Origin of the sequence: Streptomyces niveus, from assembly GCF_001723055.1 — a bacterium.
Lineage (GTDB): Bacteria > Actinomycetota > Actinomycetes > Streptomycetales > Streptomycetaceae > Streptomyces > Streptomyces niveus.
Genome location: NZ_MDCR01000430.1, coordinates 1 through 12,570, shown reverse-complemented (window position 1 = coordinate 12,570; position 12,570 = coordinate 1). Strand labels below are relative to the sequence as shown.

Here is a 12,570-nt window from a genome sequence, read left to right as displayed (position 1 = left end):
GTCGCCGGTCTTCTCGCCCGCGCTCCGGGCGGGCGAGAAGACCGGCGACTTCACGGTGCGGGCGGATGTCGTGGGCCGTACGGTCCCGGCCGTCGACTTCACCGCGACGGTCACCGAGCGCCAGGCGGACGCGGTCGCCAGGACCAGCGACAAGGAGATGACGGCGGCGCCGGGCGGCGAGTTCGCCGACAGCATCCAGGTCAAGGCCACCAACAACGGTGTGATCGCGCCCGGTGTGGCGGTCAGGGCCACGATGATCAAGTCCGCGGACGACGCGTCGGCGGCGGACAAGGGCCCGTACTTCAAGGACGCGGCCGGCAAGCCGCTGCGTGCCCTGACGGGCCTGAAGACGGACGCCCAGGGCCTGCTGGTCCTCCCGAAGATCTTCGCGGACGACGCGACGGGCACGTTCCTGCTCCGCATCGAGACGGCGGGCGGCGCGAAGGTCACGATCGAACTGAAGGTCACCGCCCCGGAGGCGTAGCACCTCCGGTGTTCCGCACGCGTACGCCGCCCCCGCGTCCTCAGGGACGCGGGGGCGGCGTCGCGTCAGGCCCGCTAGCGGCGTTCGTTCAGGCGGCGGGTCGCCGGGGCCCGGGTCGGGTCCTCCGGCCAGGGGTGGCGGGGGTAGCGGCCGCGCAGTTCCGCTCGCACGGCGCGGTAGCCGTCGCGCCAGAAGGACGCCAGGTCCGCCGTGACGGCGGTCGGGCGGCCGGCGGGGGAGAGGAGATGGACCAGCACCGGTACGCCCGCCACGGTCGGTGTCGCCGTCAGGCCGAACAACTCCTGGAGTTTCACGGCCAGTACGGGCTGCTCACCGCCGTAGTCGACGCGTACGCGCGACCCGCTCGGCACCTGGATCCGCTCGGGCGCCAGTTCGTCCAGCCGCCCCGCCAGGCCCGACGACCACGGCAGCAGCCGGCGCAGCGCCTGGCCCGCCTCGACGCGCGCCAGATCCGCGCGGCGCCGGGCCTTCGACAGCTCCGGCTCCAGCCAGCCGTCCGCCGCGTCGAGCAGCGCGGCGTCCGAGACGTCCGGCCACGGCGCGCCCAACGCCCGGTGCAGAAAGGCCAGTCGCTCCCGCAGGGCCTGTGTGTCGCGCGTCCAGCGCAGCAGGGCGCCGGGACCCTCGCGCCGCAGACCGTCCAGCAGCGCCGCCCGTACGAGGGCCGGGTCGGGCCCCCGCAGGGGCCGTACGGACAGCTCGACCGCGCCCAGGCGCCGTACCTGCCTGGCGACCACGTCACCGTCCTCCCAGCGCACCTCCTCGCCGGTCACGAGCAGATGCGCGGCGGCGGTGCGCGCGGTGTCCTCGTCGACGACGGCCGCGAGCCGTACCCGCGCCGACGCGGCCGTCGCGGGCCGGTCGGCGACGGCGACGGCCAGCCACGGCGCGTCCCGCAGCCCGGACCCGTCGCCGAGTTCGGCGCCGGTCCCGGACACCATCAGGAACGCACCGCCGCCACGGGCCCGCGCCACCCGCTCGGGAAACGCGTACGCGGCGACGACCCCGGCGACGGCGTCATCCGTCAACTCCCCCCGACCGGCGGCGCCGACGCCACCCGGCAGGGCCGACGCCAGCCTCCGCGACTCCTGCCGCCAGCGCGCCGCGTACCCGTCGCCGCCGCGCTTCGCCGTACGCCACGCGCCCGCCAGGTCGTCCCCGTACCCCCTCGGCGGCTCCTCGCTCAGCAGCGCCACCACCTCCGCCGCCCGGCGCGCGCCGACCTCGGCGGCGCCGTCGAGCAGGGCGCGGGCGAGGCGGGGGTGCACGCCGAGGCGTGACATGCGTACGCCCCGGTCGGTCACCCGGCCCGCCGCGTCCACCGCGCCGATCGCGGCCAGCACCGTCCGCGCGGCGGCCAGCGCCCCCGCGGGCGGCGCGTCGAGCAGCGCGAGGCCCGCGGCGTCCGGGTCGCCCCAGCACGCCGCCTGAAGGGCGAACGCCGCCAGATCGGCGACCTTGATCTCCGGCGCGGGGAACCGCGCCAGCCGCGCGTCCTGCGCCTCGTCCCAGCACCGGTACACCACGCCCGGCGCCTCGCGCCCCGCACGTCCCGCGCGCTGCCGCGCGGTCGCCTGCGAGCCCCGCACCGTCGTCAGCGCGCTCAGCCCCCGCGCGTGGTCCGTACGCGGCTCACGAGCCAGCCCGGAGTCGACGACGACCCGCACCCCCGGCACGGTCAGGCTGGACTCCGCCACCGACGTCGCCAGTACGACCCGGCGCCCGCCGTCCCCCGACCCGGCGAGCACCGCGTCCTGCACCTCCGCCGGGGCCCGGCCGTGCACCTGAAGGACCTCCGCGCCGAGCGCGCCGGCGCTCCCCAACTGGCCCGCCACCCGGCCGATCTCGCCGACGCCCGGCAGGAACACCAGCACATCGCCCGCGCGTTCGGCCAGCGCCCGCCTCACCACGGAGGCCACATGCGTCAGCAGCGCCGGATCGACCCGCATCCCGTGCGGCGGACGCACCGGCCGCGGAGGCGGCGCCCACACGACATCCAAAGGATGCGTGACCCCGCGCGCCTCTACTACCGGCGCGTCCCCCAGCAGCCGTGCCCACCCCTCGGCGTCGGTCGTGGCGGACGCGGCCACCAGACGCAGCTCGGGCCGGAGCGTGGCCCGTACGTCCAGCAGGAAGGCCGCCACGGTGTCGGCGTCCAGATGCCGTTCGTGGCACTCGTCGATGATCACCACGTCGACGCCGCCGAGTTCCTGGTCGCGCTGGAGCCGCTGGAGCAGTACGCCGGTGGTCACCACCTCCACCACCGTGTCGGGCCCCACCAGGCGCTCCCCGCGCACCGTGAAGCCGACGCTCGCGCCGACCCGCTCGCCGAGCAGCCACGCCATCCGCCGGGCCGCCGCGCGCGCGGCGATCCGGCGCGGCTCGGCGACGATCACCCGCCGCCGTGGCCCCGGAGCGGCACCGCCGGGCCGAACGAGCCCGGCCAGCACCAGCGGCACCAGCGTCGTCTTGCCCGTGCCGGGCGGCGCGCACAGCACGGCGCACCCCGGCCCGTCGAGGGCCGCCTCCAGCGCGGGCAGGGCGGTGCGTACGGGCAGGGCGCCGAGGACGTCGTCGCGGATCACACCCTCAGTCTCGTACGCAGACGAAGATCGCCGAACCCGGGATCAGTTTCCCGCGCAACGGCGACCAGCCGCCCCAGTCCTGGGTGTTCCAGGCCGGCCACTCCGGTTCCACCAGGTCGACGAGGCGGAAACCGCCCGCCACCACGTCCCGTACGCGGTCGCCCACCGTCCGGTGGTGTTCCACGTACACCGCGCGCCCCTCGTCGTCCTGTTCCACATAGGGCGTGCGGTCGAAGTACGACGCGGACACCGACAGGCCCTCGGGCCCCGGCTCGTCGGGGAACGCCCAGCGGATCGGGTGCGTCACCGAGAAGACCCACCGCCCGCCGGGGCGCAGCACCCGCCGTACCTCGCGGAACACCCGTACCGGATCGGCGACGAAGGGGATCGCGCCGTACGCGGAGCACGCCAGGTCGAAGGAACCGTCGCGGAACGGCAGCGCGCCGGCGTCCGCCTCCACAAGAGGCACGTCGTCGCCGATGCGCAGGGCGTGCTGGAGCTGCCGGTGGGAGAGGTCGAGCGCCACCGGGCGCGCGCCCTGCCCGGTCAGCCAGCGTGAGCACTGCGCCGCGCCCGCGCCGATCTCCAGGATGTCGAGGCCCTTGAGGGACTCGGGCGGCCCCAGCAGCTCCGCCTCCACCTCGTCCAGGCCCTCCGGGCCCCAGACGAACCGGTCGTCGCCGAGGAAGGTGCCGTGCTCGATCTGGTAGTCGTCCGCGTTGCTGTTCCACCAGCCCCGGTTGGCGCGGCTGCTCTCGGCGCCGTCGCTCTCCCGCCGGGTGGCTTCCGGCTCGTACCGCTCTGCCTGCTCTTGGCTCATCGTGTCCGTCGTCGTAGTGTGCGGAGAGGCGTACACGTTCCCGTGCCCGCGCGGTGACCGGCCGGTGACGGCGCGGGTTCCGGTGTGGGCCTCGTGGCCTCATGAAACGCTTGTTGTGCCGGGTATGGGGCGTTCCGCCCCGGGTGTGCGCCTTCGCGCATTGACCGTGTCCGGCTGCCCCCGTATGCTAAAGGTTGCGCTGCGGGCTTGCGCGCCTCAGACGTAGCAGGCCGCGCTCGCATCTGTTGTAGGTCCCCTCGGCTGTCGAGGCGCCTTCTCCCCCTCGGGAATTGGCGCTCGCTCGGCTGTCCGGACTTCCGGCGGATGGCGATACGGGCTCTCGGCGTGGCAGTACCTACGACTCAATGTCCGTACCGGAGCCTTTACCCACATGACGAGCAGCACCGAGACCACCGCCACCACCCCGCAGGTTGCGGTCAACGACATCGGTAACGAGGAAGCATTCCTCGCCGCGATCGACGAGACGATCAAGTACTTCAACGACGGCGACATCGTCGACGGCGTCATCGTGAAGGTCGACCGGGACGAGGTCCTGCTCGACATCGGTTACAAGACCGAAGGCGTCATCCCCTCCCGCGAGCTTTCGATCAAGCACGACGTCGACCCCAACGAGGTCGTCGCCGTGGGCGATGAGATCGAGGCCCTGGTTCTCCAGAAGGAGGACAAGGAAGGCCGTCTCATCCTGTCCAAGAAGCGCGCGCAGTACGAGCGCGCCTGGGGCACGATCGAGAAGATCAAGGAAGAAGACGGCATCGTCACCGGCACCGTCATCGAGGTCGTCAAGGGTGGACTCATCCTCGACATCGGCCTCCGTGGCTTCCTGCCGGCCTCTCTCGTCGAGATGCGCCGCGTCCGCGACCTCCAGCCCTACGTGGGCAAGGAGCTCGAAGCCAAGATCATCGAGCTGGACAAGAACCGCAACAACGTGGTCCTGTCCCGCCGTGCCTGGCTGGAGCAGACGCAGAGCGAGGTTCGCCAGACCTTCCTCACGACCCTGCAGAAGGGCCAGGTCCGCTCCGGCGTCGTCTCCTCGATCGTCAACTTCGGCGCGTTCGTGGACCTCGGCGGTGTCGACGGTCTCGTGCACGTCTCCGAGCTCTCCTGGAAGCACATCGACCACCCCTCCGAGGTTGTCGAGGTCGGCCAGGAAGTCACCGTCGAGGTTCTCGACGTGGACATGGACCGCGAGCGTGTCTCCCTGTCGCTCAAGGCGACGCAGGAAGACCCGTGGCAGCAGTTCGCCCGGACGCACCAGATCGGCCAGGTCGTTCCCGGCAAGGTCACCAAGCTCGTTCCGTTCGGCGCGTTCGTCCGCGTCGACGAGGGCATCGAGGGTCTGGTCCACATCTCCGAGCTGGCCGAGCGCCACGTGGAGATCCCGGAGCAGGTCGTCCAGGTCAACGACGAGATCTTCGTCAAGGTCATCGACATCGACCTTGAGCGCCGTCGCATCAGCCTCTCGCTGAAGCAGGCCAACGAGGCGTTCGGCGGGGACCCGGCCTCGGTCGAGTTCGACCCGACGCTGTACGGCATGGCTGCCTCGTACGACGACCAGGGCAACTACATCTACCCCGAGGGCTTCGACCCCGAGACCAACGACTGGCTCGAGGGCTTCGAGGCTCAGCGCGAGGTGTGGGAGACCCAGTACGCCGAGGCGCAGACCCGCTTCGAGCAGCACCAGGCTCAGGTCATCAAGTCCCGCGAGGCCGACGAGGCCGCCGCTGCCGAGGGCGCTGCCGCCCCGGCCGGCGCGGCTCCCGCCGCCTCCGGTGGCAGCGGTGGCGGTGGCGGCGGCGGTTCGTACTCCTCGGAGTCCCAGGACAACTCCGGCGCCCTGGCGTCGGACGAGGCCCTGGCCGCGCTGCGCGAGAAGCTGGCCGGTGGCCAGAGCTGACGCTCTGACCCCCTAGCCGGTCGCAGGACAGCCTGACGTGAGGCCCGTTCCCCTCGGGGAGCGGGCCTCACGCATGCCCGCACGAGGCGGGCGGAGAAGGCCGTGGCGCCAAGTGCCGTACGCTGTCGGCTTCTTGCCGCTCGTACGCCCGGCGCCGGACCCACGACGACCGGATGCGGGACGCGCGGGCGGGGAATGCTCACGCACCAGGGTGCGTTCTTCCTGAGGAACACGAGGAGGACCGGTAATCGTGCTTGATCCGCAGGATTTGTACGAGTGGGAGCCCAAGGGCCTGGCAGTCGTCGACATGGCGCTCGCGCAGGAGTCCGCGGGCCTTGTCATGCTCTACCACTTCGAGGGCTACATCGACGCGGGGGAGACCGGCGACCAGATCGTCGAGAACCTGCTCGAATCGCTGCCGAACCAGGTGGTGGCGCGCTTCGACCACGACAGGCTGGTCGACTACCGGGCCCGTCGCCCCTTGCTGACGTTCAAGCGCGACCGCTGGTCGAGCTACGAGACGCCGACGCTGGAGGTGCGGCTCGTCCAGGACGCCACGGGCGCCCCGTTCCTGCTGCTGTCGGGTCCCGAGCCGGACGTGGAGTGGGAGCGCTTCGCGGCGGCCGTGAGCCAGGTCGTCGAGCGCCTCGGCGTACGGCTGGCCGTCAACTTCCACGGCATCCCCATGGGCGTACCGCACACCCGCCCCGTCGGCATCACCCCGCACGGCAACCGCACCGACCTGATGCCGGGCCATCGCAGCCCCTTCGACGAGGCACAGGTGCCCGGCAGCGCGGAAGCGCTCGTCGAGTACCGGCTGATGGAGGCGGGCCACGACGTCCTCGGTGTGGCCGCGCACGTCCCGCACTACGTGGCGCGGTCCTCGTACCCGGACGCGGCGCTGACCGCCCTTGAGGCGATCACCGCGGCGACGGGGCTCGTCCTGCCGGGCGTCGCGCACGCCCTCCGTACGGAGGCGCAGCGCACCCAGACCGAGATCGAGCGCCAGCTGAGCGAGGGGGACGAGGAGCTGGTGACGATGGTGCAGGGCCTTGAGCATCAGTACGACGCGGTGGCCGGCGCCGAGAGCAGAGGCAATCTGGTGGCGGAGCCGGTGGAACTGCCGTCGGCGGACGAGATCGGGCGCGAGTTCGAGAGGTTCCTCGCCGAGCGTGAGGGCGACGCGTAGGCGCTCCGGCGGTCGCGCGTCCCGCTGCTCTCTCAAGAGGTCAGGTCTCGTAAGCCGCCGGGTCCACGCTCTAAGCTGCGGGACATGTTGAAAGTGGGCCTGACCGGCGGGATCGGTGCCGGAAAGAGTGAAGTCTCCCGACTGCTCGTCTCGTACGGCGCGGTGCTGGTGGACGCGGACAAGATCGCCAGAGAGGTCGTCGAGCCCGGGACTCCCGGGCTCGACGCCGTTGTCGACGCCTTCGGGCCGGGCGTCCTCACCGCGGACGGGCGGCTCGACCGGCCGAAGCTCGGTGCGCTCGTCTTCGCCGACGACGACAAGCGGGCCACGCTGAACGCCATCGTCCATCCCCTGGTCCGGGCGCGTTCGGTGGAGCTGGAGAGCGCGGCGGGGGAGGAGGACATCGTCGTCCACGACGTGCCCCTCCTGGTGGAGAGCGAGCTGACCGGGCTCTACGACATGGTCGTCGTCGTGGACGCGTCGCCCGGGACCCAGCTCGACCGGCTCGTACGGCTGCGTGGCATGGCCGAGTCCGAGGCCAGGTCCCGGATGGCGGCCCAGGCCACGCGCGAGCGGCGCACCGCCGCGGCCGATCTGGTCATCGACAACGACGGGCCGCTGGAGAAGCTGGAGCCGCAGGTCCGCGCGGTCTGGGAGCGACTGGTCGAGCGGGCCGCCGCCGACGGGTGACGCGCTCCCCGGCACCCGTTATGGAATACCGCCGGTCTGTGCGACGTTGAAAGCGCCGAACGAGGGGAAGGATCGGACCGTGCCCGAGAGCCCGGAGACCCACGTCATCGACTTTCGCGCGGCGGAGCAGTTGCTGGCCGCGCGGGATCCGCGCGGCGCGGTCAAGCTGCTGGACTCGGTGATCGCGGCACATCCCGAGAACACGGCCGCCCGGCTGCTGCGCGCCCGCGCTTTCTTCGCGGCGGCCCAACTACGGCCCGCCGAGCTGGAGTTCGAGCTGGTCCTGGAGCGCGAGCCGGACAACGCGTTCGCGCATTTCGCCTTGGCCCGTACCTACGAGCGGGCGGGGCGGCCCGAGCAGGCGACGAAGCACTTCAGACTGGCGGCGGCGCTCGACCCCAAGCCCGAGTACGTCAAGGCGGCCCGCTTCGACTCCGATCCGGGATCCGCTCCCGGCTCCGACGACTGACCCGGTCGTCGCCGTCCCGACGCTCGTCCCCGGCGCCGCCGTGCCGGTGACCGCGCTCTTCGTACGGCGGTACGTCACGCCCCGGCTGGAAGCGCGAGCCCTGCCGCATATGGCGGACGACCAGCACGAAGTCGGTGGCGACGATCAGCAGCAGCACCCCGCAGGCGATCGCCCAGCCCGGCCGGCCGGCGAAAGCGAACGCGACCGTGCCGAAGGCCGTCCAGATCAGGCCCCAGACGCTCAGCCACCAGCGCATCCGCAGCGGGCTGCGCGCGGTGAGCGGTTCGTTTCCGGTGCGCATGGCATCGCACCTCCTGACAGTCATGTACCCGGTCCGACGGGAAACTCCCACGAACCGGCCGTCCCGAGAGCGATGAGTTCCGGGCGGGGCGGGTGTCTACCTCCTTGAAAGACACACCACGTGCACAACGGAGGAGACCCCCTATGTCCGAGGCTACGACCACCCGCGCGCGGACCGCTTCCGCTTCCGGATCCACCGCCGGTGTCACGGCTCAGGCCGGGCCGTCGCGCCGCACGGACATCGCGGTCCGTACGCTCCAGATCGTCCTGGCACTGTTCCTGGCGATACCGAGCGCGGGGCCCAAGCTGATCGGCCACTCGGTCGCGGCCGAGTCGTTCGACACGATCGGCTTCGGCGACTGGTTCATGTACCTCACGGGCGCCCTTGAGCTGGCGGGGGCCGTCGCGCTGGTGATCCCGATCCTCTCGGGGGTGTCGGCGATCGCGCTCATCGGCCTGATGATCGGCGCCTTCATCACGCAGATGACCGTGTTCGACGGCGAGAACGCGCTGACGCCGGTGATCTTCCTGGTTCTGTTCGCGGTGGTCGCCCGGGTGCGGTGGCACAAGACCGTCGAACTCGTCGCCCTGGTACGCCGCCGGTTCTGATCCGTGGGCTCCCGCTCCGTCGCGCCTGAAGACCGGATCCCCCCGCTGTGAGGGGATCCGGTCTTCAGGCATGACCGGGGCACTGTCAGACCCCCCGCCTAGACTCGCCGAGTAACAAGATCTCGCAGGTACTCGCAGGTACGCGACCTGGGCGAAGGGAGTCGGTGACATGGCGCGACACGCGCTGAACGACGCGCTCGCCGCTCTGCGCGCCTCGTCGGCAGAGCCCTCGGCCGCTGGTGCGGGCCCCGGCAGGGGCGCCGCCTCGACGCCGCTGGCGCGCTGCGCCGTGGTGTTCCTGCCCGCCGGGCTGCCCCGTGACGGACGTGTCGCGTTCTGGGCCCCGGAGGGGGCGCCGCCCGACGGGGGTGACTTCGACACGAGCGATCTGACGGTCGTGGCCCCGGCCGACGGGGACGGCACCGATCGTCCGGGCACGGAGGAACCCGGCGCCGGCGTCCGTACGCGCCTCGTGTCCGCCGTTCTGCTGCCCGTCACCGACGCCCTGCCCCTGCTGGTCCGCGCCCGCTCCGACGCCTCGGCCCACCCCTCCGCCGGCTGCTGGGGCGCCGCCGCCCTGCACGCGCTGCACCTGGCGGCCCGGGGACGGCTGCTGCCCGGCCTCACCGCGTCCGACCACGACGCGTGGCGGGCCGGACCGCTCGACGCCGACGACATCGCCCAGCTGCGGGCCGTCGCCGCCGCCATGCCCTACGAGGCCCACGCCGTCCCGCTGCCCGGCCAGCTCCCGCCACGGCTGCCCGAGCCCGAGGCGCTCGTGCGGGCCTTCCTCGACGCGGTCGCCGACGCCCTGCCCCGTACGCCCGCCGCCGCGTTCGCCGCGGGGGCGCCCTTCGCCGCGCCCACCGCGCAGCATCTGCCCGGCGCCCGCTCGTGGGCGGCCGAGGCGGCGGCCGGGATGGACGCCGGGGTGCGCGTCTCGCTGCGCCTCGACCTGTCCGCGTACGAACTGTTCGACTCACCGGCCCCGCAGGAGACGCCGGGGGAGTCCGGTGCGGAGCGGCGCGCCGGGGCCGCCCTCGTACAGATCCACAGCCTCGCCGACCCGACGCTCGTCATGGACGCGGGCCGGCTCTGGGCGGGCGACGGCGACGAACTCTTCGGGCCGCGCGCCCGGATCGACGCCCTGCTGGCGCTGCGCCGCGCCGCCCGCGTCTGGCCGCCCCTCGCCCGGCTGCTGGAGCAGGACGTGCCCGCCGTACTGCCGCTCTCCGAGGACGAGCTGTACGAACTGCTCGGCCCGGGAGCCGCGAGCCTCGCCGCCGCCGGGGTGGCCGTCCACTGGCCGAGGGAGCTGGCCCGTACGCTCACGGCCGCCGCCGTCGTACGCCCCGCGCCCGGCTCGGCCACGGACGGCACACCGTTCTTCGACAGCGAGGAACTGCTCAAGTTCAACTGGCAGTTGGCGCTCGACGGCGACCCTCTCAGCGAGGCCGAGATGGACGCGCTCGCCGAGTCGCACCGGCCGATCGTGCGGCTGCGCGACCAATGGGTGGTGATCGACCCCAGCCTCGTAAGGAAGGCACGTAAACGGGAGCTGGGCCTGCTCGACCCCGTCGACGCGCTGGCCGTCGCCCTCACCGGCACCGCCGAGGTCGACGGCGAGAGCGTCGAAGCCGTCCCGACCGGCGCGCTGGCGGTCCTGCGCGACCGGCTCGTCTCCGGCCCGGCGGCCGTCCCGCAGCCCGCCGCCCTGGACGCCACCCTGCGCGACTACCAACTGCGCGGCCTGGCCTGGCTCGACCTGATGACCTCGCTCGGTCTCGGCGGCTGTCTCGCCGACGACATGGGCCTCGGCAAGACGATCACCGTCATCGCGCTCCATCTGCACCGCGCCCGCCCGGCCCCCACGCTCGTCGTCTGCCCGGCCTCCCTCCTCGGCAACTGGCAGCGCGAGATCACCCGCTTCGCGCCCGGCGTCCCCGTCCACCGCTTCCACGGCTCCGGCCGCACCCTGGACGGCGTGAGCGACGGCTTCGTCCTGACCACGTACGGCACGATGCGCGGCAGCGCGCCCGAACTGGCCGCGTACACCTGGGGGATGGCCGTCGCCGACGAGGCGCAGCACGTCAAGAACCCGTTCTCCTCCACCGCCAAGGCGCTGCGCACGATCCCGGCCCCCGCCCGTGTCGCCCTGACCGGCACCCCCGTGGAGAACAACCTCTCCGAGCTGTGGGCGCTCCTCGACTGGACGACCCCCGGCCTCCTCGGCCCGCTCAAGTCCTTCCGCGCCCGTCACGCGCGCATCGTGGAGAACGTGGAACACGCGGGGTCGGCGGGCACCGCCGCGAGCGACGAGGCGGTGGAGCGGCTCTCCCGGCTGGTCCGCCCCTTCCTGCTGCGCCGCAAGAAGTCCGACCCCGGCATCGTGCCCGAGCTGCCGCCGAAGACGGAGAGCGACCATCCGGTGCCGCTCACCCGCGAACAGGCCTCCCTCTACGAGGCCGTCGTCCGCGAGACGATGGCCGCCATCGAGGCGGCGGAAGGCATCGCACGGCGCGGCCTGGTCATGAAGCTGCTCACCGCGCTCAAACAGATCTGCAACCACCCGGCGCAGTATCTGAAGGAGGAGTCGGCCAGACTCGCCGGCCGGTCCGGGAAGCTCGCCCTCCTCGACGAACTGCTCGACACGATCCTGACCGAGGACGGCTCGGTCCTGGTCTTCACGCAGTACGTGTCGATGGCGCGGCTCCTCTCCGCGCACCTCACCGCCCGCGCGATCCCCTCCCAACTCCTGCACGGCGGCACGCCCGTGGCGGAGCGCGAGCGGAGGGTGGACCGGTTCCAGTCCGGCGAGATCCCCGTCTTCCTGCTGTCGCTCAAGGCCGCGGGCACCGGCCTCAATCTCACCCGGGCCGGCCATGTCGTGCACTACGACCGCTGGTGGAATCCGGCCGTCGAGGAGCAGGCCACGGACCGCGCCTACCGCATCGGCCAGACCCGGCCCGTACAGGTCCACCGGCTGATCGCGGAAGGCACCGTCGAGGACCGCATCGCGGACATGCTCGCCGCCAAACGCGCGCTGGCCGATGCCGTACTGGGCTCGGGCGAAGGGGCCCTCACGGAGCTGACCGACCGCGAACTGGCCGATCTGGTGTCGCTGCGGAGGCCCACATGAGCGCACCGCGCGCGTCCCGGCACGACGACCGCCGCCGTACGTTCCCCGCCCTGCCGTCCCGGCCGGGCGCTGCGGACGAAGGGGACTTCGCCGCCAGCTGGTGGGGCAACGCCTGGGTGGAGTCGATGGAGGACGTGGCCCTGGACCCGGCCCGGCTGCGGCGCGGGCGCGCCTACGCGAGCGGCGGGCACGTGGACGCGATCACGGTCACGCCCGGCCGCGTCATGGCGTACGTGCACGGCTCCCGGCCGCGCCCGTACCGTACGGAGATCCGTCTGCGCACCCTCGGCGACGGCGACTGGGAAGACCTCCTCGACGCGGCGGCGGCCCGCCCGGACCACATCGCCGC

Annotated in this window: 9 protein-coding genes and 2 pseudogenes; 8 read left to right on the top strand and 3 right to left on the bottom strand. The window is 72.8% G+C overall.

The window, feature by feature from the left end; genetic code table 11:
- Positions 1-484: pseudogene (locus tag BHU15_RS40610) on the top strand (lytic transglycosylase); the annotation flags it as partial.
- 74 nt (positions 485-558) lie between these two features.
- On the opposite strand, the gene hrpB reads toward BHU15_RS40610, so the two are convergent.
- On the bottom strand, positions 559-3,090 hold the full coding sequence (hrpB, locus tag BHU15_RS35465; protein WP_069630876.1) for an ATP-dependent helicase HrpB: 2,532 nt from the start codon (positions 3,088-3,090) through the stop codon (positions 559-561).
- Positions 3,091-3,094: 4 nt separating this feature from the next.
- Complete coding sequence (locus BHU15_RS35460; protein ID WP_069630875.1) at positions 3,095-3,910, bottom strand: class I SAM-dependent methyltransferase; 816 nt, start codon at positions 3,908-3,910, stop codon at positions 3,095-3,097.
- Positions 3,911-4,301: 391 nt separating this feature from the next.
- On the opposite strand from BHU15_RS35460, the gene rpsA reads away from it, so the two are divergent.
- The 4 genes from rpsA (at position 4,302) to BHU15_RS35440 (ending at position 8,173) form a co-directional block, all read left to right on the top strand.
- Positions 4,302-5,825 (top strand): 30S ribosomal protein S1, encoded by a 1,524-nt coding sequence (gene rpsA / locus BHU15_RS35455; RefSeq protein WP_023542473.1) that lies wholly within the window; start codon positions 4,302-4,304, stop codon positions 5,823-5,825.
- 250 nt (positions 5,826-6,075) lie between these two features.
- The gene (locus BHU15_RS35450; protein WP_079128607.1) at positions 6,076-7,014 is read left to right on the top strand and encodes a PAC2 family protein; all 939 of its coding nucleotides are present in this window, start codon (positions 6,076-6,078) and stop codon (positions 7,012-7,014) included.
- Positions 7,015-7,098: 84 nt separating this feature from the next.
- Positions 7,099-7,704 (top strand): dephospho-CoA kinase, encoded by a 606-nt coding sequence (gene coaE / locus BHU15_RS35445; protein ID WP_069630873.1) that lies wholly within the window; start codon positions 7,099-7,101, stop codon positions 7,702-7,704.
- Between the two features lie 79 nt (positions 7,705-7,783).
- The gene (locus tag BHU15_RS35440) at positions 7,784-8,173 is read left to right on the top strand and encodes a tetratricopeptide repeat protein (RefSeq protein WP_069630872.1); all 390 of its coding nucleotides are present in this window, start codon (positions 7,784-7,786) and stop codon (positions 8,171-8,173) included.
- Here the strand turns inward: BHU15_RS35440 and BHU15_RS35435 are convergent.
- Entirely contained in the window at positions 8,118-8,474 is a 357-nt protein-coding gene (locus BHU15_RS35435) for a DUF6343 family protein (RefSeq protein ID WP_368483235.1), read from the bottom strand. The two genes, BHU15_RS35440 and BHU15_RS35435, sit on opposite strands and share 56 nt — an antisense overlap.
- A gap of 143 nt (positions 8,475-8,617) precedes the next feature.
- Between BHU15_RS35435 and BHU15_RS35430 the strand changes: the two genes are divergently transcribed.
- The 3 genes and pseudogenes from BHU15_RS35430 to BHU15_RS35420 form a co-directional block, all read left to right on the top strand.
- Positions 8,618-9,082: a DoxX family protein gene (locus BHU15_RS35430; protein ID WP_069630871.1), complete on the top strand. Its 465-nt coding sequence runs from the start codon at positions 8,618-8,620 to the stop codon at positions 9,080-9,082.
- Between the two features lie 169 nt (positions 9,083-9,251).
- A complete protein-coding gene (locus tag BHU15_RS35425; protein WP_079128606.1) occupies positions 9,252-12,221 on the top strand; it encodes an SCO1167/SCO6262 family helicase in 2,970 nt (989 codons plus the stop codon).
- Positions 12,218-12,570 (top strand): annotated as a pseudogene (locus BHU15_RS35420) (SWIM zinc finger family protein); the annotation flags it as partial. The gene BHU15_RS35425 and the pseudogene BHU15_RS35420, both read left to right, overlap by 4 nt.

Bases quoted from the DNA above. Each gene is read 5' to 3' on its own strand.
- coaE (WP_069630873.1), top strand. From the start codon at position 7,099: ATGTTGAAAGTGGGCCTGACCGGCGGGATCGGTGCCGGAAAGAGTGAA.
- rpsA (WP_023542473.1), top strand. From the start codon at position 4,302: ATGACGAGCAGCACCGAGACCACCGCCACCACCCCGCAGGTTGCGGTC.
- BHU15_RS35460 (WP_069630875.1), bottom strand. From the start codon at position 3,910: ATGAGCCAAGAGCAGGCAGAGCGGTACGAGCCGGAAGCCACCCGGCGG.
- BHU15_RS35425 (WP_079128606.1), top strand. From the start codon at position 9,252: ATGGCGCGACACGCGCTGAACGACGCGCTCGCCGCTCTGCGCGCCTCG.
- BHU15_RS35430 (WP_069630871.1), top strand. From the start codon at position 8,618: ATGTCCGAGGCTACGACCACCCGCGCGCGGACCGCTTCCGCTTCCGGA.
- BHU15_RS35435 (WP_368483235.1), bottom strand. From the start codon at position 8,474: ATGCGCACCGGAAACGAACCGCTCACCGCGCGCAGCCCGCTGCGGATG.